This is a genomic window from Mesorhizobium sp. M8A.F.Ca.ET.181.01.1.1, from assembly GCF_004792025.1.
Lineage (GTDB): Bacteria > Pseudomonadota > Alphaproteobacteria > Rhizobiales > Rhizobiaceae > Mesorhizobium.
In genome coordinates this window covers 195,170-218,156 of the sequence record NZ_SRTV01000005.1, presented here as the reverse complement: position 1 = coordinate 218,156, position 22,987 = coordinate 195,170, and the positions used below count along the sequence as shown (strand labels likewise).

The window sequence follows — 22,987 nt, the reverse complement described above, 5'->3', positions numbered from 1 at the left end:
CTGTGCTGTCGCTACTCAAACAGCGACGCCTGCCGGCGTTCCTTCAGAGCGTCGATGAGCGCTTCCGAGGTGATCCGCTTCCCCCCCCGCAATATGATGGTTTTTGCAGCGTCGTCGGCCGCGCGCGTGATCTCGGCCTGCGACAGTCTCTCTGCCTGAGAGATCGCCTCGTTCCAGGCAAGCCCTCTGGTGTCGAAGCGGTCGAGTCGAGCCCGAAGCAGCGCCTCTATAATCGGCCGATCGGGCACGGCGTATTCGATGACATCGTCGAAACGGCGGAACAAAGCTCTGTCGAGCAGCTCGGGATGATTTGTTGCCGCAATAATCAGGCTGTGGCTGTCGTCTTGCTCGAGAAACTGCAGAAACGAATTCAGCACGCGCCGAATCTCGCCAACATCCTGGCGTTCGCCTCGACGCGCGCCGATGGCATCGAATTCGTCAAAGAAGTAGACGCCCCGCGTCGCCTGCATTGCATCAAAAACAAGCCGCAGCTTTCCGGCAGTCTCTCCCATGAACTTGGTGATCAAACCATCGAGGACGATCGTGAAAAGGGGCAGATGAAGCTCCCCGGCCAATGCCGATGCGGTCATCGTCTTGCCTGATCCTGGCGGGCCGACCAGAAGCAGTTTGCGACGGGGAACAAGCCCGTGCTCGCGCAAGCTTGCTTGTTGGCGCTGCTCTCCCAGCACGCGGTGCAGGCGCGAGCGCAGACTGTCCGGCAAAATCATGTCGGTCAGTCGCAGGTCCGGATAGCGCACATGCAGGAGCCCTGCGAGCTCGCCCTTTGGCTGAAAAAGGGGAACCGGCCGACTGCTCTTGACAATCCGGGCGTCCCTGCTCTTGGCTGCGTCGACCAGATCCTTGAGCTCCTGAGCAAGCTTACCATGGCCTTGACGTGCCTCATGCGCAGCAAGCTGCATCGCGATAGAGAGGAAACGATCCTCGTCGCCGGCAATGTGGCTTTTAAGCAGCGTCACGATATGGCGGGCCGTGGTCATGGCTCTCTTCTGGGGTATCCGTTTACTTGGCGAAGCGCATGCAACCTAAACGCTTTCAACGGCGATTTGTATCGCGCAATGGTGTTTTTTCTCTTGTCGATGTTCGCCCGTGGCAACTTCAGCGGTGAACTGTTGCGCCGCGGTCATAGGCCAGCCGGAATAACGCCGGCCAGCAGACAACAGTCCGCATCTTCGAGCGCTCGAAGTCTGGCCACTCACGCAGCGTGTCGGGTCCGAACGCTCCAAAGCCGCCCCGCCTGGCAGGTCCATGCGACCGATTGCGGGCGTGCGGCCATAAGGTCTACGCGGGCTCGCATGGCTGCCCGCGCCGCTGGCTAAAAAGCTGTACACCATCTCACGAAACACCAGGTCCGCTCCTTTGCCGGCCGACGGTCCATGAAATCCCCTCCCCACTTACGACACCGGAGACCTCCTTGCCCACATGGCGCTCAAGCACCGGCCGCCATGGCACCAGCGTGAACTCGCGCGACTTTTCAACGACGGCATATTTTCCGCTGGCAAGCTCGACGGAGCGGCGGAGCGTACCCTCTACTCGTCCTCCGGATCGCGCTTCGGCATAGGGCAGGCCAAGTTCCTCCGACAGTTGGCCAGCAACACGGTTCAGTTCTCGCTGGCGCAGGATCGAAAGCATGTTGGCTCGATAGACGATCCCATCCTGTTCTTTATGCGCGAGGCCTTGCGCGATCAGCCACTGCCGCCGGCGAGCTTGCGCCTCTCTCACGTCGCGGCCGAAGCCGGATCCGTGCAAAGGCTCGGGTCTATCGGCAACCAGCTCCCGGTCGAGCCAGGTGGCGCCGTTGAAGCTGACCTGTCGCTCCAGCGCCATTGAGGAGAGCTTGTCGGCAACGACAGGCTCGGCCCTGGCCCGCTGGCCCTCATAATTCGCGACGCGATCGAGATGGTCCGGCGCGATGAGCCAGGTGCCGTTCGGCTCTCGCTCGACGCCGCCGGTCGCGCGGCGGATCGCCTCCAGCCGCCGCACATGCGTTCGCGCAAAGCTCTCGGTGGCGGATGGGTCATGCTTCAGGTGCATATCGACGTCGTAACGGCCGCCATGCGCGGCGGCGATTTCGGCGATGGTACGATCGACCTGCCTCGGCTCGGTGTTCCTTGGCGCGACACGCACGATGCAGCCATTAGGCATCGTTTCCATCGCCTCGCCTCTACCGATGTTGATCCAATGGCTCTTACCGTCGACGGCGTCGACGATCATGTAATGGCGGTCATTGATCTCGTCGGCCAGTCCACGCGCGACAACGCGACCGACGAGAGACTGGACGGGCTCGCCGGATCGATCGTGGATCACCCAGTCGGCGGCCCTGCGGGCAAGCCCCTTGCCGGTCAGTTCGCGGTGCATGGTCTTGATGATGTCGCCGCGTTCGCCGGTGCGGCGCAGCGTGGCTTCGAGCTCATCGTCGAGGCGCCAGGAGCCAGCGCCGACCTCCGCGGCCAGACCCATCCGCTCGAGCTTGCGCAGCCGTCCCTGGTGCAGCGTCTGGCGAATGGCGTCGGGACCGCCCGGCGAGACCAGGCCGTCATCATCACGCATGCTGAGCAGCCGACGGTCGATGCTGGTGAAGCGTTCCTGCTCCATTTCCCGGCGCAGGCGAAGCTCAATCTCGCGGTCGGTTCGCGGACCGAGATCGAGGCTGACCAGCTCGGCCGCCCGCTCGCGGATGCCAGATGAGATATATTCGCGCGCGATGACCAGGTTCTCGCCACGGTCGTCCCTGCCACGGACGATGATGTGGCTGTGCGGGTGGCCGGTGTTGAAATGATCGACCGCGACCCAGTCGAGCTTCGTGCCGAGGTCTTCCTGCATCTGCGCCATGAGCCGCCGCGTCAGCGCCTTGAGGTCGTCGTACTCGATGCCGTCTTCGGCAGCGACGATGAAGCGGAACTGATGGCGGTCGCCGTCCGCGCGATCGATGAACGCCTTGCCGTCGACGCGGCCGCTGTCGGCGCCGTAGAGCTCGCCAGGTTCACCTTCGCGGGTGACCCCGTCGCGCTGAAGATAGCGTAGATGGGCACGCGCCCCGTCCGCGCCCTTGCCGGCGAGCTTGACGACCCGCGCCTTGACGATCACCCGGCGCTGGCGGAAGGCGGCATACCGGTCGCGCGATTTCAGCAGTGCGGCGGCCGCCCCGCCGCGCCCTGTCCGGCTTCCTGTGAAGCGACCACCGCGTTGCGGCCGGCCGCCAGCCCGGTTGATCGCCGCACGAACCTGGCCGGCATAGCGTTTGCCGGCCTTCGAGCCGCGCGACCCGATTTTGCCGAGCTTCGGCCTGAACTCGTCATCCTTAATGCGAGCCTCCCAGACATATCAAGCAAAATCAGACACTTACACGTCAAACCCTCTTGGCACCGGCGGCAGCCTCCCGGAAAAACGATGTGCAGACAAAGATTTAACCGCCTCCTGGAGGCGGTACCTTTATCTTGCCTTCCGCGCCCAGCCCCGCCAGACGCGCCCCCGTCCGCCATGGCTAACGCACCGGCTCCTTCGGCTGCGCGCCGTCCTTGCCGAGCGGCACGAAGAGATCGCCGTTTCGCACGCCTGAGTGAACACCGTCATGAATGAAGAACAGCGACCGTCCGAGAGGAGCGATTTGCGCCTTTGGAGCGACAGATTGGCTTTCGAACGCCTCGATGTCGGCCGCCGAAACTCCGGCCGCCTTGAGTTGGTCGAGGTACTCGACGGTCTCTTCTGGCAGCGGTTTGCCACGCTTCAAATGCTCGTCGTAGCGCTCGGGACCGGCATTGTAGGCGCCAAACAGGCCAGGAAATCCGAAGCGGTCATACATGGCACTGAGATAGGCCGTGCCGGCCAGGATATTGTCGCGCGGATCGTGGGGGTTAGGCCCAAGGCCGTGTTCGACCCGCATCTCTTCATAGGTGCCGGGCATCACCTGCATGAGGCCCATGGCGCCAGCGGGGGAGGTGATGGGGCGGCCGCCGCGCATTGTCTTGCCGCCGCTTTCGGCAGCCATGACGGCATAGATCCAGGCTTGGGGAATATGGAAGCGCCGGCTTGCTTCCGATACCAACGTCTGCCACTTTCGCAGCTGCGGACTTTGGGAGATGGCGACCGGCTCAGCGCCGGTCGAGGCGGAACAGGCGCATGGCGCAATGGCGATCATGCCCAACAAGAGGAGGGTCACTCGGTCCATAGTGGTACGAGCCTCCCGATGACATTTTGAGTGGGAACAGGCCCGAAATAGCGGCTGTCGAAGGAGCGGTTTTTGTCGCTGCCGAGCAGGAAAACCTCGTTATCCCCGAGCGCTCGGCAGCCGTTCCACCATGGCAAAGGTCGGCCTTCGGCGTCGATTTTGAGCCGGCGCGCGACGATGTCGCCGCCGATGATGATGGCGTCATTGAAGGCGCAGACATTATCGTCCGGCAGCGCTGCAAGACGTTTTGCCAGCGGCACATTGCGAGGCAGATAGCTGCGCTCGGCGGCGAGATACGCCGCGTATTCAGGCGGGCGCACGAGCACGAGATCGCCACGCGCCAGCGCTCCCGCAGCGATGCGGTAAAGGCCGATCGGCGCGCTGGCCGAGGCGTTCCAGACCAGCCAAGGGGCGGGCTTTCCCAGCGCCGTGAAGCCCAAAAGACCGAGACCGGCCGCGGCCAAGGCGACCGTCTTACGGGCTCGAACACGCCTCAGGCGGCTGCCGATCAGATGGATGGAAGGGCGCCGCCTCATGAACGGCCTCCCGTGCCGCCCTGGCCGGAACCGGCCTTGCCATCGCCGGCGATGGAGTGCTGCGGGTGTCCTTTCGACCAATGGTCGAGTTCGTCGATGTGATAGCGGACATAGCGGCCGTGCTTGCGGAATTTCGGGCCGCCGCCCTTGAGCCGCATCTTTTCGAGCGTGCGCTGGGAGAGCCCGATATAGAAGGCGGCTTGGGCTGTGCTGAGAAACGGGCTGCCCTTTTTCGCGCGGGCCGCGCGTTCGTTTTCGTCGTCCATGATGATCCTCGTTTCGCTTCGGACAAGCGAGGGCGAGGATGGGCGAGGGAGATCGTCTCGGGGACGGGCGAAGAGTCGGGGGAGAGTTTTCGCCGCCCTTTAGGGCGGACGGGGTTTGGGTGGAACTCCTGGGAATGAGCCCCGCGCCGGGGCTGCGGCGCGAGGCTCTTATCTCGGCCGGTCAGTCGGCCGGGTTCCAGATGATGGCGTAGGTGTCGTGATCGTCCTGGCCGGCGGCTCGGCCGAGATTGGCGTAGAGCTTGCGCGGTCCGAACTCCGGCGCTGCAATCGACAGGCTCACATAATCCTTGCCGGAAGTCTCGCCGGTGCGGATCCAGCCAGCGCCGACTTCGACCCCTTGCGTAAGCACCCGGAAGTCGGGATGGTTATCGGCGCTCTTGGCCTGGTTGGGGACGATATCGATGTCGGCGCGGACGCTGAGCGTCTTGAACTGGCCCTTGTAGGCGCCGTTTTCCTGCTTGTTGACGTAACCGATCGCGGTCATTTCGAAGTCTCCTTTTGTGGTTTCGCCGGGGACCATCCCCTGCGATGGCGCACCGTAATGGGCGCGTCAGGACCGCCTGAATCCGACAGGGCCGCAGCGACAGTGAAGGACCCGAGCGGGCAGCTTTTTTGTGAGCGAAGCGGCGCGAGGAAGCCGCCGCAGGCGGCGGGGAAAAAAGCTGATGGCGCGAGGGTTTCGGGCGGCCGGACCCGCCCATAGGTCGACAAGCCAGCCGCAGGGATGGTCCTTGGAGAGAGCATGGAGACCGCTCGCCAAGTGCGGTCTGTCAGCCAAGCAGGACGCCGGGATGAAACGGCCTGCAAAGATGCTGCGCCCTTATGCCGGATCGAGATCGTGCCAGCGGGTCGGGCGCCAGAGCAGACATCCGGCATGGTGCGATCTATGAAAGCAGGGCTCGCCAGCGGGAATTTGATACGCGAGGGGGCCAAAGTAAGGCTGGATGAGAAGCCGGTGCTACCTGCAGGTCCAGTGTCATGTGGCGGCGCTCGGGAAACCGCTACGCAATGTAACGCGCTCTTATGAGGCGAACAGACCGGCCCCAAAACCGATCGACCGGTGGTCGGCGCGAAACGCGTCATGCCTGTCCGAAAGCTGACAGTGGCAGAAGACGCATGTCGGGTTCCGCACAATTGACCATGCTGGATTTGTGAGGTTTTCAGGGAGAGCCATGCGTTCACTTCCCAGTGAGCTTTGGCACGGCATTTGCTCTTGATGTGGCAACACGGATCGAAGGTTGACTGCATGCACAAGCGCGAGATGAGCAATGCTCTCCTTTCCTGGAGGCTTGGCAGCAGATTCGATTTGACGTTGCGAGGAGCTTCAGCCGCTCGCGGCGGAAGTGATCTCAAATCTGAAGGCACCGTTGGGGCCGCAGCCATCAAACACATCTTTCTCTTTTTCGCAGCTCGTCTTCAACGCGATGCGGACTTCTTCGCGTCGACGGCGGCCGAAGGTGGAGAAGGGGCTCGACTTGCAAAAAGGAGTTGTCAATGACGTCTTACGTTCGCACCAACAGCCCGGCGCAGGTGCGCTCACTGTCCACCTTTGGCAAGCATCTGCAAAGGAGCGTGCTGACGGCGACGCTGCTTGCCGCGGCTTCGACGGGAAGTGAAGCGCAGCCCTATGTTCGTGCTGACGGCAGCACGACTGACGACTTGGAAGCGGCGCGAGCAAGTTGGCGTCATGACGCCGAATTCAATGGAAATGTGGGGCTCGCAGCCATCAACGCGGATGCCGCGTATGCGTTGGGTTCCACCGGGGAGGGGGCCAGAGCTCCTCGCCTGCCCTCGTCCGTCTTGACGAGTGCCCGCTTACAGCCTACCTCACTATCGCGTTAGCACTCGTCCATCGCGAGTGCTAACAAAAACCCCTCAACAGCGCACCAGGGAAAAATCCGAAAATGGCAAAGTCGAAGTTCCGCCCGCTGCATGACCGCGTGGTCGTTCGCCGGGTCGAATCCGAATCCAAGACCGCTGGCGGGATCATCATCCCCGACACGGCAAAGGAAAAGCCGCAGGAAGGCGAGATCATCGCTGTCGGCTTCGGCGCTCGTGACGAAGCTGGCAAGCTGGTCCCGCTGGACGTCAAGGCCGGCGACCGCATCCTGTTCAGCAAGTGGTCGGGCACGGAAGTCAAGCTCAATGGCGAAGACCTTCTGATCATGAAGGAATCCGACATCATGGGCATCATCGGCTCATATCAGGCCCTTTCGTCAACTGAATTCCCGGGCTCGATTGAAGCCCCTGCCAGGAGCTAAAAATGGCTGCCAAAGACGTAAAATTCTCCCGCGATGCCCGCGAGCGCATGCTGCGCGGTGTCAACATCCTCGCTGACGCGGTGAAGGTCACGCTCGGCCCCAAGGGCCGCAACGTGGTCATCGACAAGTCGTTCGGCGCCCCGCGCATCACCAAGGACGGCGTCACCGTCGCCAAGGAAATCGAGCTTGAGGACAAGTTCGAAAACATGGGCGCGCAGATGGTCCGCGAAGTTGCTTCGAAGACCAACGACATCGCTGGCGACGGCACCACGACCGCGACCGTTCTGGCGCAGTCGATCGTCCAGGAAGGCCACAAGGCCGTTGCCGCCGGCATGAACCCGATGGACCTGAAGCGCGGCATCGACCTCACGGTAACCGACGTCGTTGCGACCCTGATCAAGAACGCCAAGAAGATCAAGACCTCCGAAGAGGTTGCCCAGGTCGGCACCATCGCCGGCAACGGCGATGCTTCGGTCGGCAAGATGATCGCCGAAGCGATGCAGAAGGTCGGCAACGAAGGCGTCATCACGGTTGAGGAAGCCAAGACCGCCGAGACCGAACTCGAAGTCGTCGAAGGCATGCAGTTCGACCGCGGCTACCTCTCGCCCTACTTCGTCACCAACGCCGACAAGATGGTTGCCGAGCTCGAGGACGTCTACATCCTCCTGCACGAGAAGAAGCTGTCCAACCTCCAGGCCATGCTGCCGGTTCTCGAAGCCGTCGTGCAGACCTCGAAGCCGCTGCTCATCATCTCGGAAGACGTCGAAGGCGAGGCTCTGGCCACGCTGGTCGTCAACAAGCTGCGTGGCGGCCTGAAGATCGCCGCCGTCAAGGCGCCGGGCTTCGGTGATCGCCGCAAGGCCATGCTGGAAGACATCGCCATCCTCACCGGTGGCCAGGTCATCTCGGAAGACCTCGGCATCAAGCTCGAGAACGTCGGCCTCAACATGCTCGGCCGCGCCAAGAAGGTGTCGATCTCCAAGGAGAACACCACCATCGTCGACGGCGCCGGCAAGAAGGCCGAGATCCAGGGCCGCGTTGCCCAGATCAAGCAGCAGATCGAAGAGACCACTTCGGACTACGACAAGGAGAAGCTGCAGGAACGTCTGGCGAAGCTCGCCGGCGGCGTTGCGGTGATCCGCGTCGGCGGTGCGACGGAAGTCGAAGTCAAGGAAAAGAAGGACCGCGTCGATGACGCCCTCAACGCGACCCGCGCGGCCGTCGAAGAAGGCATCGTTGCTGGTGGTGGCGTCGCGCTGCTGCGCGCTTCGGCCAACATCAAGGCCACCGGCGTCAATGCCGACCAGGCCGCCGGCATCAACATCGTGCGTCGTGCGCTTCAGGCTCCGGCCCGCCAGATCGCGGCCAACGCCGGTGCGGAAGCATCGATCGTTGCCGGCAAGATCCTTGAGAACAAGGGCGCGACCTTCGGCTACAACGCCCAGACCGGCGAGTATGGCGACATGATCGCCATGGGTATCGTCGATCCGGTCAAGGTTGTCCGTACGGCTCTTCAGGACGCGGCCTCGGTCGCCGGCCTGCTGGTCACCACCGAAGCCATGATCGCGGAGGCTCCGAAGAAGGAGTCGGCTGGCGGCGGCATGCCTGGCGGCATGGGCGGCGGCGGCATGGGCGGCATGGGCGGCATGGATTTCTAATCCAGCTCTGGCAGCTTTCGCAACGAGAGGGCGGCATCAATGCCGCCCTCTTTTTTTGCGAACCTCGGTCCGATGAACGATCGACGCCAACGCCGGCCATCGGCGTTAGGGCAACCTCAAAAGAACTGTCGAGTTGGTTGCGCGCGGCTTTGCGTCATCAGAGGCGCAAGGCGGTCGCGTGTGAGGATTGCGCGCTCCCATAGGCGGTTTCGGCATGTGCCTCGCCTTCGACATCGACATTGCGGCCAAGCAGGAAATCGGCGGCTTTCGAGGCATGGCTTGCGGCGCGGAAGATGGCGCGGTTGTCCTCGCGCAAAACCGTCAGCCATGAGCCGATGTAGTCGGCATGGCGCACGCTCGGCTCGATGCCGAGACTGCTGCAGATGAAGGCTGATGCGATTTCGGCGACCAGTTCCTCGCGCGCATAGGTGTTGGACCCGAAGGAGCCGGACAGGTCGCGCGCGAGTCGCCTCGGGTGGCCGGTCCAGTGTCCAAGCTCGTGAAAGCAGGTCCGGTAATAGTCGATCTGGTGGAAGAAAGCCGGCTGCGGCGGCACCTGTATGGTGTCGCTGCCGGGCATGTAGAAGGCGCGCTCGCCGCCGATGCGAAAATCAGCGCCGGTTGCATGAATGAGCGCCTCGGCCTGCGGGACCATCTCGCGCTCAGGCAGAGGCTCGCCGGCGGCGTAAAGATGTTCGGGCAGATTATCGCACTGCGCGACATCGAAGACGGTGAAGCGCTTCAGGAAGGGCACCGCCTGCGGTTCGTCGCCATCGGTGTCGGCGCGTTGCTTTTCGTTCTTGGGAACAAAGCGGTCAGCGTGAACGATGGTGGTGCCGTGCTCGCCCTTCCTGACATTGCCGCCAAGCGAAAGCGCCTGCCGGAAGGTGAGCCAGTTCTGGCTGGGGAAACCGCGCTCGATGACCGCGCCCCACAGGATCAGGATATTGATGCCGGAATATCGGCGCTGGGTGGCCGCATTCCGCGGCAGGCCGAGGCCTGTCCTTGCCCTGCCCCACGGCTTGACCCATGGCACGGTGCCGCGCTCCAGTTCGGCAATGATGCGGTCGGTGATTTCCTGATAAAGGCTGGCGCCGGTGCGCCCGCCACTGTCTGCGCCAGCCTGTCGGCTGCCGCAACGTTTGTTGTTTGCACGCATCGTGATGTCCTCCGCTCTACAATCGCGCGCCCTCCCCGGAAGCGGGGTGGGCGGCAAAAGCGACCGGAAAGGCCCGCCGTCGGAGGCGGACTGCATCAGCAGGACCGGAACGGAGTGGAGGACCCGAAAGCGACAAGCGAAGGGTTGCGGGACGCCGCGGCGGGCCTAGAAGGGAGTGCTGCCCACCCTGCGCCAGGGGGAAGGCCACAATAGAAAGACGCCGGCCGACAGGCCGGCGACCGTCAGCAGCCGAAGGCTGCCCCGCGCCAGGGGGCGATGCCGCAGGGCCAAGACCGCCTGAGCTTGCCGAAGAAAAGCGGGCTCGGTTCACGAGCACCCGGCCAGCGACTTCAGGCGCGGGCGCTCAGGATTGTTGTTGGCGCCCACGGCAGCTGGATGACCGCAACAAGATTACGAGGAGCGACAGCAAAGCCAGCTGCCACAAACGGCACGCTCCGGCAACAACAGCGTGGCCGGTCTACAGATGCTGCCCCGCACGAGAGCCAGCACGCTTTGAGCGCGCATCGGCGATGCAAGCGTTGCAAGCTGGCCATGTCCACAAGGTCGGCGACCACTATATCGCCGACCACCAACGCGGGCGTACCGTCTAAGTGCAGACCTTTCGCGAGTGCGCGGACCGCGCATTTCATCTGCGATGGCCGGATCTTGCATTCCCGCTTGAGCTGCTCAACGTCAAGGCCTACACGCGCTGCGATCTTGAGAGTGACCCTTCAACTGGGGGAAATCATAAGGGCGCGGTGGAATTCGTCGAACTTTCCCTGTTTTCTCGAGGCGAGTGCGGCGAAGGCTGGGAATTGGGAATCCGGTCCCAGGACCGGGAACTGTTTGATCACAAGCTTCAGATTGGGTTCATGCTTGAAGGCTTTTTGGTAGTTGATATCAGCCAGTCTGCAATGCGGACAGTTGTGGTAGTCATTGAATATGACCAGAACGGCATCGCCTTGCGGGTTGCCGGCGATTGGCGAAGGAGATCGTTGTCGAATGCGCCGCTCCACTTTTGCCTGTCGGTCGACCACGCCTGCCGGTGCAGGTTCGCGCTATATTGGCTCGCCAGCAAGGCGAGGAGTAAAAGAAGAGCTGCGACAGTGATGGCAGTCGGCTTAGACATGAGTCTCCAATCCATGGACGGCGTGGCAGCAACGGCCGCCTTTTTGGTGTAAAATGGGTCAGTTTTGATCGTGCCCCGCAGTTGCTACAGGCGCACAGGTGCCGGTGCGATCTGGCGGTTTCTCAAATACGGCTTTGCGCCATCGGGTCCACCCCAATAGCTGAGCGTCGTTCGCACGGGGAATTGTGTTCACCACGCCGGGCGACTTGACCGTCCACCGCCGGAGCGCTGAACGGTCCGCTAGTGAGGCGCTCCCCGAATCGTCGTTTATCCCGCTCGCCCCGGACCGGGTGACAGCCAGCGTTGCCGCTACGCTGCGGAGAAAAACCGTCAGCGCGTGGCATTCGGACATAAGCTGATCGACGCCAAGAATAAGCCCCACGGAGGTGACCGGTGCGGCCGGAACAAGAAAGAGCGTTGCAGCCATTGTGACGAGGCCTGCACCGGTAATGCGGGTTGTTCCGTTCGAAGGGAACAATGCGACAAACAGCATGAGGATCCGGCAGCCGATCGGGAGATCAGTTTTCGTCGCTTGGGCGATGAAAAGGGCGGCGAGCATCATATTCGTGCCGTCCAGATTGAATGGAATGAGACCCACGACCGAATGCGTGGCGCCGGCCCTTTCCATCTTCTCCATGAGCGAGGCCAGCGCGGCCTCTGAGGAGGACATTGCGAGCAGCAGCTCGTCCTTGATGTATCGGACGAGAGAGAAGAGCGAGCGGCCGTTGTAGCGGCAGACCGCGCCGAACAGGACCGAGAGGAACAAGACTTGCAGGATGTCGCCTTCCGCGAAGGCATTGGCAATCGTTGACGGGATGATGTTCATCAGGAAGCTGGTCACGGACTGCTCGTGAGCCGTGGCCACATAGCCCTTAACGGCTTGGACATCGAGCGAGGCCGGATCGATGTTGAGGCCGGCGCCAGGCTGAACGATATTCGCGACAATCAGCCCGACAACAAAAGCGAGCGTCGAAAAGGTGAGAAAATAGACCATCGCCTTGGCGGCAACTCGGCCGACCTTCTGCAGATCGCTCATGCCGGCAATGCCGGTCGCCATTGTCAGGAAGATGACAGGTACGGTGATTATCTTGACGACATCGACGAAGGCATCGCCGAGCGGCTTCAGGCTGTGGCCGGTCTCCAAATGGAAATAGCCGATTGCGGCACCCAGGATTATGGCGGCAAGTACCTGCACGTAGGTCCGGGCAAAATGGCGCTTGCGGGGCGCTGCGATCGCGCGGGGAACTCTTGGAACCAACACCGTCTCTCTCCTTGACCGGATCGGGGTGGGGCTCCTCCCTCTCCCATGCAGTGCTCCGGTCGAACGCTGCGCCCACTTCGGCGCAAACGATGTGCCAAATAGCAAAGAGGGGAAAACGCGCAGGACCTCACGCAATGCTTGCGATTCGCTCTCCCACACTCGTGCAGTGGTTGCCTGTCGCAACTATGGAAGGGTCGATTCTTGGGAACTCCAAAGGCCGCTCTTTGCGTCGAGCAGCTTGGCTGCCTGGAAGGTTCCCTCTTTGCCTTGCGGTCTGCGAGCTGAGTCCAGATCGTCATCATTTGGCTGCGCGCCGCACGGGGCTCGAAAGATTCAATCGAGGACGGGTCCTCTTGGAAAACGGGGGCAGCGTTGGTCAAGCCCTTCCACCCTGCTGTCCCAATGGTGTTCAGAAGCTCAGTTCACGATCAAGCGATGGATCAGCGTCATCTGGCGTTTGCGCCATCGCGGCGGCGTTGCAACGGGTCTGCCAAAGATGAGAAGGCCGCGAGGCAGGGTCCGAGACCTAGACTCCAACCTCATAGCGCGCTCGGCTCGCGTTCGGAAGGTTCGAACCGCAGCACGATCAGGTGGCGACACCGTTGGTCGGAACCGGAACCCGACGAATGATCGTTCGTGACCGACATCTGTGAACAAGCAGTATGTGTCATTGCAATCACCACCCGTTGCGCGGAAATGCCCATATGGCCGTGAATGAACTGGATTTGGTGATTTTCCAGATGGCGGTGGAAAGCGTCCGCTTGCTCTCTTCAAGCTTTGATGAGAAGGCGGCTGAGATAGCCACGAGGAGCCGTGGTAGCCTTCTTTTTGACGTGCGGGTGGACGGTGACCTGGAGGTCCAGCGAGTCGCAGCCATTGGATATCCAGGCGACAAGATCGGTGTGGTGGCATTGGACCGAGAGGGCCTTGTTAGCTGTTGTTGCCTAGTCAATGGCACCTTCTCACCTTTCATTGCACCGTTGGAGAACTGGACCAGCATGCCCCTTTCGATGCAGGCCCAGATCGATGTCACAGGCTATGCGAGGCTCCTTCTGGCCGCCTTGCGAAATGCTGGACATATGCTGGACAGGTAGCATCGCGATGATGTCTGTGATGAGATGGTGCAAACGGCTGGATGAGGCGATCGCTTGCTGGCAGCTTTGGCAACAAAGCGATCGGTGAGTTCGCAATGCTGGAACACGTCCTTTAGACTCTGCAGTTAAGTTAGCGGACTACCATCTGACGAATGCCCTCTGACAGTCTGCATGGCGCGGCATGCCCTCTTAGGAATGCAGCCGTGGTTCTACACCATCGGCTGTTTTTGTGTCGAAGGCGACGGGCACGCCATGAACGAAGGAAGCGGCCGCCAACAGTTCCTCCAACTCGCGGTCGGTGGCCTTGCATGCCGGCATTAGTGTTCGGATGGCGCGGATCGCCTGCGCCATGGAGAGAAAGCGGACCCTTCCCCTGGAAAGGACATAGGCTTCTGCGGCTTTTTCGACGGTGACGGTGTGAAACGAATTGGTCATGACGAATTCCTCCCTGAACCCTGACCAACCCGACTTATGGCACGAATTCGACCGCCTTCAAGCCTATGTCCGATTGCGGACAATAGCTGCGATTCGTTCAAAACCGCTGATGCTTTTGGGCGACCTGGTGAGGGGCAAGGAGACGTCGGCTGAACCCGTTTCAACCGACATGCTTCAGGCAGCGGCCAGGCCGAAATAACGCTGCTCCTCCTTGTCATAAGCGCCATGTGTGAGCTTTATCAATCCGGCACGGTCGATGATCGTGATCTCGCCGCGCTTGGCGTGCACCAGTCCTCGATACTCAAGCATTTGCAGGGCCGTGGTGACCCCGGGCGGTGGGCGCGAGCATGGTCGCCAGAAATTCATGCGTCGGGAGGATCTTATCTCCTTCCGCACGGTCGTGGACCATCAGCTGCCAGCGGGCCAGCCGTTCTTCGATCTTGGAGTGGCCATTGACCAGTGCCGTCCGGCATGATTGGACGAGGAACGCGTGGGCATAATCCAGCACTGAGGTGCGAAGCGACGGGCTAATCGCAGGGCGAAGGTTTTCAACCGGCAGGCGCCAGGTAGTGCTTTCCTTTCCGAGAATGACGGCAATTCCTTTCATCCCGTCATAGCCGACAATGCCGACTTCACCTTGCCGCCCGCCGGTCATGGTGGCGACCACCGACGCGATGCCCCTCTCGGGAAAATATACGTTCTTGATCGGCTGATGCGCGACCTCCAACTGGTCCTTGATGCCCGGTTCGACGTGATGCAGCGATGGTCGCAAAAGCGCGAAGTCCTGCGGGGTGAGGGCTTCAGCACCTGGTCGCGAAAGAGGGATCGGGCAAGGCTCTCTTCCAACGGGGCAAGAGCGCGTACGTCTTACTGTCGGCTGCACCGAAGTAAATGCCGGCCGATGCCAAAGCATAGGCTTCGAAACGCGCGATTGCAAAGCCCTGTCGGGGCAGTGCAGTCATGCTAGAAGTCGCGCCGCCTACGATAGGCAGCGGATGACATGATTCCCTTCTGCGGCGGCCACCAAGAACGGCTCGGGCACGCTTTAATCGTTCATACACAAGCTCGCAGGAATGTAAGCAGCGGAACAATCGGGTGATTCGTACCGCCCTGCCCTTTCAGAGATCAAGTCATTGGACGTCAATTCGGCTGGAACGCCTCGTCGAACGGCCCAGGAAAATGCAGCCGGATGAGCAATGGTGGTTCACCTTATGTGCGGTCCCGGATATGCGGTCCGGCGGCTCATCTCCCAATAGCTTGTCGATGGGGAAGTGGAACTCGTCATGTCGCCGCGAACCGTCACCGCGCTAGCGGGGCTCTTTTGAAGACGCCGGTGTTTTTCTTTGTGGAACTGAATCTGTGAGGTGATTGATGCATGAATCAAACATTTGCGTATTTCCGCTGCATCGGCGACGTATATTGGTCGAAAGTATCGCCCAGGCCCTCGAGACCAAGAACGGCGAGGCGGCGAGTGCGTTCTGGCGCTGTGCTGCCAAGAAAATGCTCATTCAATTGTCCGATGTAGGAATTGCGCCAGAGCTCGCTGCGCAGGAGGTTGGAAGCCTTCTTCATGCGGTCTTGGACGACATGGCCAACCGAACGGTAATGCACAAAGCATAGGCTCGGGCGCTGTTGGACCGCGCGTCAGCTCGGGTCCTTATCAGGGGACTGCTCCGACTGGCCGACGGTCCGGCCAAACCGGCATACCGGCAAAGGTTTGAGGTTGCGATCGCTCACGGCGGCCGGTCCAATATTCTAAGACGACCTCAGAAGCCACGTTGGCTTCTTTGGACGAAGCGGAGGGGCGCCATTTTGGCGTGCTCACGCTGGACTGCGGGTTGCGCCTACGGAAATCCAAAGTCCGGCCGCGCGAGCCAATCGACCGGAACAGTCGAAAGCTCGTGGGGGCGGGTCCGCTCACCCTCACGGCGGCGGTGGCGGCCGTGAGCAGACTTAACTCAAGTCACGGCTGAGCATCCGCAGGCGCTATGCCGATTGGATGAGAACTGGTTGCCACAACACCGGCCCGTTGAGGCGTCCCCTCCAGCGGATGCGCAAGAGACTGGCGTAGGAAATATCGAGGAAGCCGGCGACTGCCTCGGTGTTGCCGACCTGCTTGGGCTGTCCGATACGTGACAACGGCCAGGTGGCGAGACGAAGGATCCTTTCGATGCGCGTATCTGTCACCGTTACGATCCCGGAGAGATTGTTGGCCAAGCCGAATTCGATGATCCCCGCGAAGAGCTCGTAGGTTGCTTGGGCCAGGCCGCCAGCTGCCTTCGGCGCTGTCGCAGGGAGATCGAGCGCGAAACGACTACTCTCCCAGATATCGGCACTCGCAGGGACCACCATCTCATCCAGCAGCGTCGGAAACGTATCGCGCAACATTGTCGGTCCGGTGGTCGGCAAAAGGCGGACGCAGCCGCAAGTTCGCCAATCGGACCCCTTGAGAAGCAGGTAGACGGGGTTCAGGCTGTCAAACGGGTCCGTTTCCATTTCGCCTTCGGTCTGCACTTCCCAATCGAGCCGCTTCTTGAAAACCCGATACCTAAGTCCGTGCATTTCCTTGAGTTCGCTCGCAAACTCGGCGTAGCAGTCGGGTGTTATCAGCTGCATCATTGTCGTCTCCGTGCGGGATGTGTCCACGCAATCGAAGGGCAAAGCCGTCATGAATGCAGCCTGTAGACCTTTACAGCTAGACTTGGAGAGGATCAGGATCTCGCCCGAGCAGCCATCCGCACTACGGCCTGGTTGATGGTTCGCACGCCAAGCTTCGCCTTGGCGTTTTCCTGATGGAAGGTCACGGTGCGTTTCGAGACACCGAGAATCTGGCTGATATCCCAGGCCGACTTGCCGCACGCCGCCCATTTCAGGCACTCGAACTCCCGCCGGGTGAGCGTTATGCCATCTACCACGCAATCTTCGGCGAGCCTGCGCCGGGCATGGATATGAACGTTGATCGCAACCAGTTGCATTGCTTTTTCGTAGCGCGTCAGCGACCTCAGAAATGGCGGATGCGCCTCGTTGGAGGCGAAGGTCAGTGCGGCGAACCGGCCGCGATGATCATGCATCGACATGGTCAGTCCGCCGCGAATGCCGAACTCAGCTGCTTTTTCCAGGACTTCCTGCTGAGAGGTCGGCAAATAACGGTGATCGCGGTCCACACCCCAGTCGAAGGTATCCCAGCCCCGCAGTCCCCGCAGGATCACGGGATCCACGCTGTGGTAGCGCTGTTGCAGGTAATGTGATGTCCATGATGATGGATAATTCGAGATCAATCGCGGCCTGTCGCCGGAAGCGGATGGGTAGGTGAAATAAGCGAAGAGCGGAAAGTCGAACCCGGCTGCGGCGGACGCCATTGCCTCATGGAGATCGACGGCATCGACGCTTGCAGAGAGTTGCTCGACCAAGGTTTCAAATACGCGATGCATCTGCGCTTAGCGTACCTCGCGGAGGTTGCTGGAAGCCGACGGAGACGTGGTTCTAAATGATGGCCTGTCCCTGCAGGGCATACGACGCGCCGCCGTCATCACCGCAATTGCTGTGCTGCTTCCGATTGGAGAGAGCTCCGCCCACCTGACCAACTACCGATGGGTGATATTGCGACGTTATCGATGAGCCGCGTGTCGCCAAGCCAAGCCGCAGCAAGCAAGCGTGCCGGTCGGTCAAGGCTTGCTAACGATTGCAGGTCTGTTTCTCCGCGCAGCTCCAGGTATTCGAGCTCGCGATAGCCGGCAGCCAGAATTGCTGCACGCGCTTCATCAAGCGTAGGCAGGATGGGGGAGCCGCGTGCAAGCCGCTCGGCCGTATCGAGCAGGACCGATGCTAGTTTTGGGGCAATGGCGCGTTGGGCTGGGGAGAGCCGCACGTTACGCGACGATAGCGCAAGACCATCGGCTTCGCGGACTGTCGGACAGGGCACAATAGTGATCGGAATGTCGAGATCCCGGACCAAGCGCCTGACAAGCTGAAGTTGCTGAAAATCCTTTTCGCCAAAAAAGGCGAAGTCAGCGCCGGCCTGCAGGAAGAGCTTGGCCACGACCGTCGCCACGCCATTGAAATGGCCGGGCCGGAATGCGCCGCAAAGGCATTCGCTGATGCCGGACACTGAAACGGCCGTGGCGAAGCCCACCTGGTACATTTCCTCTGTGTCCGGCACATAGAGCAGATGCGTGCCCAGCAGAGCGAGCTTGGCAGCATCGTCGCTTTCCGTCCGAGGGTAGGCAATCAGGTCGGCGGGGCTGTTGAACTGCTTGGGGTTTACGAACAGCGTCACGATCACCCGCTCGGCCCTTTCGAGCGCCTTCCGCACGAGGCTCAGATGCCCGTCGTGCAAGGCTCCCATGGTCGGCACAATACCGATCGTGGCACCCGAGCGACGCCATTGCGCAACGACGCCGCGCAGCTCGCTCACGGTTCGAGCGATCGGCACGCTCATGTGAAGTCACCGGCCTTCAAGGCGTTGACATAGAGATGTTCGACCGCCGGAAAGTGCCGGTTCCGCACATCGGTGGCGTAAGCGGCGATTGCCGCCTCAGCCTGCTCACCGAGCTCGGCATAGCGTTTGACGAACTTCGGCCGAAATGAGGTGAAGAGCCCGAGCATATCGTGGCTCACCAGAATCTGGCCGTCGCAAGCTGGCGAGGCACCGATGCCGATTGTGGGTATGTCGATATCGGCGGTTATCTGCCGTGCAAGCTGCTCCGGTATCTTTTCCAGCACCAAGGAGAAGGCGCCCGCTTCGGTTACCGCCCTGGCGTCGCGCCTGATCCGCTCTGCATCGGCTCCCCGGCCCTGCACACGATAGCCTCCAAACGTGTTTACCGCCTGCGGCGTCAGGCCCACATGGGCCATGACAGGTACGCCGCGCGCGGTAAGGAAGCGGATGGTTTCCGAGATGGTCTCGCCGCCCTCGATCTTTACCGCTGAACAACCGGTCTCACCCATCACGCGCGCAGCGTTGCCGAAAGCGTGCTCTGGGCTTTCCTCGTAGGAACCGAAGGGCAGGTCGACGACCATCAGCGCGTGTTCAAGGCCGCGGCGAACGGCCTGTCCGTGCATGATCATCATGTCGAGCGTGACCCCCAGCGTCGACGACAGGCCGTGCAGCACCATGCCGACGCTGTCGCCGACAAGAACGATGTCGCAGTGGCGATCGAGCAGCCTCGCGACCGGCGTGGTGTAGGCCGTCAAGCATACAAGTGGCGTCTGGCCTTTTCGCGATCGAATATCTGGAGGAGTCATCCCTTTTATCTCACCAGCCGCGCTCAACCGAGGCCCCTTCCCTTACGTTACCAACAGCGGGTGTCGCGTTTGGCATATTTTTGTGCGACTGCGAAGAGCTAAAAACAGCGCTTGAGTACTCTGGTGTTGACGTGCTGGCTTCCAAGGTTACATTCAATCGATTAAGGCGCTCCGTTGGGCCAACCCGCTTTCGCAAACATGGATCCTCAGACAAGAAGAACCAAGAAAGGCAAAGCCGCCGTCAAAGCTGACGAAGCCAAAGTGGACCTGACTGCCGTCGTGGTCGCCGTAAACGACAGTGAGCCCTGTGTCCTCACAGTCGGTCATGCGGACACCCTCCCTTCTGGACCTTTTGCCCTTGAGCATCGATCACTGCAGTCGGGTTTGAGGGGGTGGGTGGAGCAGCAGACCGGCCATGCACTTGGATACATCGAGCAACTCTACACCTTCGCCGATCGCGATCGCATCGGCACTGAGCGCCACCAGCGCGTCATCTCAATCAGCTATCTCGCATTGACCAGGAAGGAACAGGCAACGAACTCGGCCGCGTGCGGCTGGCAAAGTTGGTACGAATATTTTCCCTGGGAGGACCACCGCTTCGGCACGCCGCCTGTGCTGCTCGATAGATTGCGGCCCCGCCTGATTGAGTGGGCCGGCGGCGCCAGCGAGCCGACCACTCAACGCGAGCGCCGGCAGCGCGCTGCGATAGCCTTCGGCTTCGACGACCGCCATTGGAACGAGGAACTCACGCTCCAACGCTACGAGTTGCTCTATGAAGCTGGTCTGATTGAGGAGGCCGGTGGCGGCAGGGACGCGATTGCGGCCGCGGCTGGCAAACCAATGGTCGCTGACCACCGTCGTATTCTGGCAACCGGGATCGCGCGGCTGCGTTCGAAGATCAAATACCGGCCGGTCGTGTTCGAGCTTATGCGGCCTTCCTTCACGCTGCTGCAACTGCAGCGAACCGTGGAAGCTTTGGCTGGCAGGCTGATCAACAAGCCGAACTTCCGGAGATTGGTCGAGCAGCAGGAACTTGTTGAGGAGACCGGGGAGACCTCCCTCGACACGGGCGGCCGACCGGCGAAGCTTTATCGCTTCCGGCATGCCGTCCTCGACGACAGGGCTATCGCCGGGACAAAATTACCGCTGGCGCGGGCTTGACATACTTATAGTCAAGGTAGATATATTCCCTTATTGTCAAACCGAATATAATCGAGGCGCCAATGACTGGGGCGTTACCTATGGCTGCGTCCCTGTATGAGCGTGTCCGGCGGGTGATCCCACCCGTTGAATGGCTCGCGTTCGCCGGCGATATTGAAGCCATCTTAGCGCTGAAGCGTGAGCGCAATGCGGTGGTGCTGGCGCACAATTACCAGACGCCCGAAATTTTTCATTGCGTGGCAGACATCGTCGGCGACAGCCTGGCGTTGGCCCACAAGGCGGTGACGGTCGACGCCGACATCATCGTGGTTGCCGGCGTTCATTTCATGGCCGAGACGGCAAAACTGCTCAATCCGAACAAGACCGTGCTCATCCCGGATCTCCGCGCCGGCTGCTCGCTGGCCGAATCGATCACGGCAAACGACGTGCGGCTAATGCGGCTGCGGTATCCGGGGGTCCCCGTTGTTACTTACGTCAACACTTCCGCCGCCGTAAAAGCGGAGTCCGACATCTGCTGCACGTCCGGCAACGCCAAGGCGGTGGTGGAATCGCTTGGCGTGGCGCGTGTGCTGATGCTCCCGGACGAATATCTGGCGAGGAACGTGGCAGCCGATACAGACGTCGAGATCATCGCCTGGAAAGGCCATTGCGAGGTGCATGAGCGCTTCACCGCAGCAGACATCCGGGAACTGCGCGATGCCCATCCAGGCGTCATCGTGCTGGCCCATCCAGAATGCCCACCAGACGTTGTCGCGGAGGCGGAGTTCTCCGGCTCGACCGCGGCGATGTCGGATTATGTCGAGCGTGAGAAACCGACGCGTGTCGTCCTTCTGACCGAATGTTCGATGAGCGACAACGTCGCGGTCGCGCATCCCGACGTCGAGTTCGTTCGCCCATGCAATCTGTGCCCGCACATGAAGCGCATCAACCTGGCCAACATTCGCGCCGCACTCGAGCAGAACCGGCATGAGGTCCGGATTGATCCCGAAATTGCCGGCCCCGCCCGCCGCGCGGTCGAGCGCATGCTTTCCCTATGAGTCTGGAGGTTCGCGACATCGCCGGGGCGCCGGTCGTCATCGGCGGCGGCATTGCCGGCCTGATGACGGCGCTTCATCTGGCGCCGGAACCGGTCGTGCTTTTGACCAACGCGCCGCTTGGAACCGGAGCCTGCAGTGAACTTGCCCAGGGCGGTCTTGCGGCAAGTCTCGGGGGCGACGACGGCCCAGATTTTCACCTTTGCGACACGATAGCTGCCGGCGACGGACTCTGCGATGAGGCCACGGTGCGGCGAGTGGTACGAGCTGCACCCGAAGCGATTAGGACGATCCAAAGGTTCGGCGTCGACTTCGACCAGCACCCTGACCGCGCGTTGCGACTTGGGCTCGAGGCGGCACACTCGCGACGGCGAATTGTGCATGCAGCCGGCGACGCCACCGGTCGCGAGTTGGTGCGCGCGCTCGTCGCCGCGGTTCGGCGTACAGCCTCGATCACCATTATCGAAAATGTGGAGGTCCGCCGGCTGGTCGTGCAGGACGGGTCGGTCATCGCCGTGGTCGCAGCAGGACGAGCCGGCGCGCTCGCTCTGCCCACGCGTCGCGCGGTGCTGGCGACCGGCGGCGTCGGCGGGCTGTTTTGCGACACGACAAACCCCGCTGGCTCATGGGGTCACGGGCTGGCGCTCGCCGCATGGGCGGGGGCGGAACTCGCCGACTTGGAATTCATACAGTTCCATCCAACTGCGCTCGACGGTCCGCGCCGGCCGATGCCGCTGGTGAGCGAAGCCGTGCGTGGCGAAGGCGCGGTGCTCATCGATGAGCGAGGAGAGCGCTTCCTCGCCGACACACCTGGCGGTGAACTTGCGCCTCGCGACGTCGTAGCGCGCGCCATTTGGCACCAGCTTGCCGTTGGACGCCGCGTATTCCTGGACGCACGGCAAAGTCTCGGCCCGAGATTTGGCAAGCGTTTTCCAGGCATCGCCGAATTGTGCCGGAGCGCAGGAATCGACCCCGCGACCGACCTGATCCCGGTGCGCCCGGCGGCACATTATCACATGGGCGGCGTCGCCGTAGACAGCGCCGGCCGCAGCTCCATCGAGGGATTGTGGGCCTGCGGTGAGGTGGCCTGTACCGGCCTGCACGGCGCCAACCGCCTGGCCAGCAACTCGCTCACCGAAGCGGCGGTCACCGCGAGCTGGGTTGCCGAAAGCGTTGCCGGCACGTCGTATACCCGGCGACCGCGCAGATGCTCCACATTCGTCCCTCCACGACCAGACGCTTCCGTGGTCCGCCCGATTGTCTCCGCCGCCCTGGGTATCATCCGCGACGGCGAGGCAATGCGCGAAGCGGTGGCGACCCTGCTGCCGATCGCAGCCAATAGTGTCGCTGCCTCTGGTCCGGCTTTGGTCTCACTGATGATCGCCGCGGCGGCCCTGAGGCGGGAAGAGAGTCGAGGCGCGCACTGTCGGTCCGATTTCCCGCTCCACGATGCCAACGTGCGCCCATCACGGCTGACACTGCACAGCGCAATGCGGGCCGCGGCCGCACTCGATTGCCGGGCTACCATACGGAGCACTTGAT

23 protein-coding genes and 1 pseudogene are annotated in these 22,987 nt (G+C 61.7%); 9 read left to right on the top strand and 15 right to left on the bottom strand.

The window, feature by feature from the left end:
- Positions 1-11 precede the first annotated feature (11 nt).
- From EN824_RS19525 to EN824_RS19500, 6 genes are all read right to left on the bottom strand, one after another.
- Positions 12-998 (bottom strand): ATP-binding protein, encoded by a 987-nt coding sequence (locus tag EN824_RS19525; RefSeq protein WP_126057775.1) that lies wholly within the window; start codon positions 996-998, stop codon positions 12-14.
- 355 nt (positions 999-1,353) lie between these two features.
- Positions 1,354-3,324, bottom strand: coding sequence for a relaxase/mobilization nuclease RlxS (rlxS, locus tag EN824_RS19520; RefSeq protein WP_024505648.1), 1,971 nt, complete (start codon positions 3,322-3,324; stop codon positions 1,354-1,356).
- Positions 3,325-3,502: 178 nt separating this feature from the next.
- Positions 3,503-4,186: a lytic transglycosylase domain-containing protein gene (locus EN824_RS19515; RefSeq protein ID WP_024505647.1), complete on the bottom strand. Its 684-nt coding sequence runs from the start codon at positions 4,184-4,186 to the stop codon at positions 3,503-3,505.
- Positions 4,174-4,722: a S26 family signal peptidase gene (locus tag EN824_RS19510; protein WP_024505646.1), complete on the bottom strand. Its 549-nt coding sequence runs from the start codon at positions 4,720-4,722 to the stop codon at positions 4,174-4,176. Before EN824_RS19510 ends, EN824_RS19515 begins: the two co-directional genes overlap by 13 nt.
- Positions 4,719-4,988 carry a helix-turn-helix domain-containing protein gene (locus tag EN824_RS19505; protein ID WP_024505645.1) on the bottom strand — a complete coding sequence of 90 codons (270 nt, stop codon included), beginning with the start codon at positions 4,986-4,988 and terminating at the stop codon, positions 4,719-4,721. Before EN824_RS19505 ends, EN824_RS19510 begins: the two co-directional genes overlap by 4 nt.
- Positions 4,989-5,169: 181 nt before the next feature.
- A complete protein-coding gene (locus EN824_RS19500; RefSeq protein WP_024505644.1) occupies positions 5,170-5,493 on the bottom strand; it encodes a DUF736 domain-containing protein in 324 nt (107 codons plus the stop codon).
- A gap of 1,010 nt (positions 5,494-6,503) precedes the next feature.
- Between EN824_RS19500 and EN824_RS19495 the strand changes: the two genes are divergently transcribed.
- From EN824_RS19495 to groL, 3 genes and pseudogenes are all read left to right on the top strand, one after another.
- On the top strand, positions 6,504-6,851 hold the full coding sequence (locus EN824_RS19495; protein WP_063169239.1) for a hypothetical protein: 348 nt from the start codon (positions 6,504-6,506) through the stop codon (positions 6,849-6,851).
- Positions 6,852-6,913: 62 nt separating this feature from the next.
- A pseudogene (gene groES / locus EN824_RS19490) lies at positions 6,914-7,207 on the top strand (co-chaperone GroES); the annotation flags it as partial.
- A 65-nt stretch (positions 7,208-7,272) separates the two neighbouring features.
- A complete protein-coding gene (groL, locus tag EN824_RS19485; RefSeq protein ID WP_135882252.1) occupies positions 7,273-8,928 on the top strand; it encodes a chaperonin GroEL in 1,656 nt (551 codons plus the stop codon).
- A 157-nt stretch (positions 8,929-9,085) separates the two neighbouring features.
- On the opposite strand, the gene EN824_RS19480 is transcribed toward groL, so the two are convergent.
- Positions 9,086-10,087 carry a zincin-like metallopeptidase domain-containing protein gene (locus EN824_RS19480; protein ID WP_126059319.1) on the bottom strand — a complete coding sequence of 334 codons (1,002 nt, stop codon included), beginning with the start codon at positions 10,085-10,087 and terminating at the stop codon, positions 9,086-9,088.
- 611 nt (positions 10,088-10,698) lie between these two features.
- On the opposite strand from EN824_RS19480, the gene EN824_RS36080 reads away from it, so the two are divergent.
- Positions 10,699-11,268: a hypothetical protein gene (locus EN824_RS36080; RefSeq protein ID WP_245454735.1), complete on the top strand. Its 570-nt coding sequence runs from the start codon at positions 10,699-10,701 to the stop codon at positions 11,266-11,268.
- A gap of 6 nt (positions 11,269-11,274) precedes the next feature.
- Here the strand turns inward: EN824_RS36080 and EN824_RS19470 are convergent, their stop codons facing one another.
- On the bottom strand, positions 11,275-12,474 hold the full coding sequence (locus EN824_RS19470) for a cation:dicarboxylase symporter family transporter (protein ID WP_306462679.1): 1,200 nt from the start codon (positions 12,472-12,474) through the stop codon (positions 11,275-11,277).
- Positions 12,475-13,181: 707 nt separating this feature from the next.
- On the opposite strand from EN824_RS19470, the gene EN824_RS19465 reads away from it, so the two are divergent.
- A complete protein-coding gene (locus EN824_RS19465) occupies positions 13,182-13,571 on the top strand; it encodes a hypothetical protein (protein WP_024505560.1) in 390 nt (129 codons plus the stop codon).
- Between the two features lie 189 nt (positions 13,572-13,760).
- Here EN824_RS19465 and EN824_RS19460 read toward each other — a convergent pair whose 3' ends face one another.
- The 3 genes from EN824_RS19460 to EN824_RS19455 all read right to left on the bottom strand — a co-directional run bounded on the left by EN824_RS19460 (position 13,761) and on the right by EN824_RS19455 (position 14,778).
- Positions 13,761-14,006, bottom strand: coding sequence for a hypothetical protein (locus EN824_RS19460; protein WP_063169243.1), 246 nt, complete (start codon positions 14,004-14,006; stop codon positions 13,761-13,763).
- Positions 14,007-14,180: 174 nt separating this feature from the next.
- Positions 14,181-14,315 carry a hypothetical protein gene (locus EN824_RS36565; protein ID WP_256754986.1) on the bottom strand — a complete coding sequence of 45 codons (135 nt, stop codon included), beginning with the start codon at positions 14,313-14,315 and terminating at the stop codon, positions 14,181-14,183.
- On the bottom strand, positions 14,308-14,778 hold the full coding sequence (locus EN824_RS19455) for a hypothetical protein (protein ID WP_245454734.1): 471 nt from the start codon (positions 14,776-14,778) through the stop codon (positions 14,308-14,310). The genes EN824_RS36565 and EN824_RS19455 overlap by 8 nt, the downstream gene beginning before the upstream one ends.
- Positions 14,779-15,377: 599 nt before the next feature.
- Here EN824_RS19455 and EN824_RS36075 point away from each other — a divergent pair.
- Positions 15,378-15,626 (top strand): DUF6074 family protein, encoded by a 249-nt coding sequence (locus EN824_RS36075; protein ID WP_063169245.1) that lies wholly within the window; start codon positions 15,378-15,380, stop codon positions 15,624-15,626.
- Positions 15,627-15,992: 366 nt separating this feature from the next.
- Here EN824_RS36075 and EN824_RS19445 read toward each other — a convergent pair whose 3' ends face one another.
- The 4 genes from EN824_RS19445 to panB form a co-directional block, all read right to left on the bottom strand.
- Entirely contained in the window at positions 15,993-16,625 is a 633-nt protein-coding gene (locus tag EN824_RS19445) for an acyl-homoserine-lactone synthase (protein ID WP_126057769.1), read from the bottom strand.
- A gap of 92 nt (positions 16,626-16,717) precedes the next feature.
- Positions 16,718-17,437: a LuxR family transcriptional regulator gene (locus EN824_RS19440; protein ID WP_126057768.1), complete on the bottom strand. Its 720-nt coding sequence runs from the start codon at positions 17,435-17,437 to the stop codon at positions 16,718-16,720.
- A gap of 98 nt (positions 17,438-17,535) precedes the next feature.
- Entirely contained in the window at positions 17,536-18,444 is a 909-nt protein-coding gene (gene panC, locus EN824_RS19435; protein WP_024505565.1) for a pantoate--beta-alanine ligase, read from the bottom strand.
- A complete protein-coding gene (gene panB / locus EN824_RS19430; RefSeq protein WP_126063927.1) occupies positions 18,441-19,277 on the bottom strand; it encodes a 3-methyl-2-oxobutanoate hydroxymethyltransferase in 837 nt (278 codons plus the stop codon). The genes panC and panB overlap by 4 nt, the downstream gene beginning before the upstream one ends.
- 171 nt (positions 19,278-19,448) lie before the next feature.
- Here panB and EN824_RS19425 point away from each other — a divergent pair, with 171 nt between their 5' ends.
- From EN824_RS19425 to EN824_RS19415, 3 genes are all read left to right on the top strand, one after another.
- A complete protein-coding gene (locus tag EN824_RS19425; RefSeq protein ID WP_126063926.1) occupies positions 19,449-20,411 on the top strand; it encodes a hypothetical protein in 963 nt (320 codons plus the stop codon).
- A gap of 62 nt (positions 20,412-20,473) precedes the next feature.
- Entirely contained in the window at positions 20,474-21,448 is a 975-nt protein-coding gene (nadA, locus tag EN824_RS19420; protein WP_126063925.1) for a quinolinate synthase NadA, read from the top strand.
- Positions 21,445-22,986: an L-aspartate oxidase gene (locus EN824_RS19415; RefSeq protein WP_024505569.1), complete on the top strand. Its 1,542-nt coding sequence runs from the start codon at positions 21,445-21,447 to the stop codon at positions 22,984-22,986. The genes nadA and EN824_RS19415 overlap by 4 nt, the downstream gene beginning before the upstream one ends.
- Position 22,987: the final 1 nt, after the last annotated feature.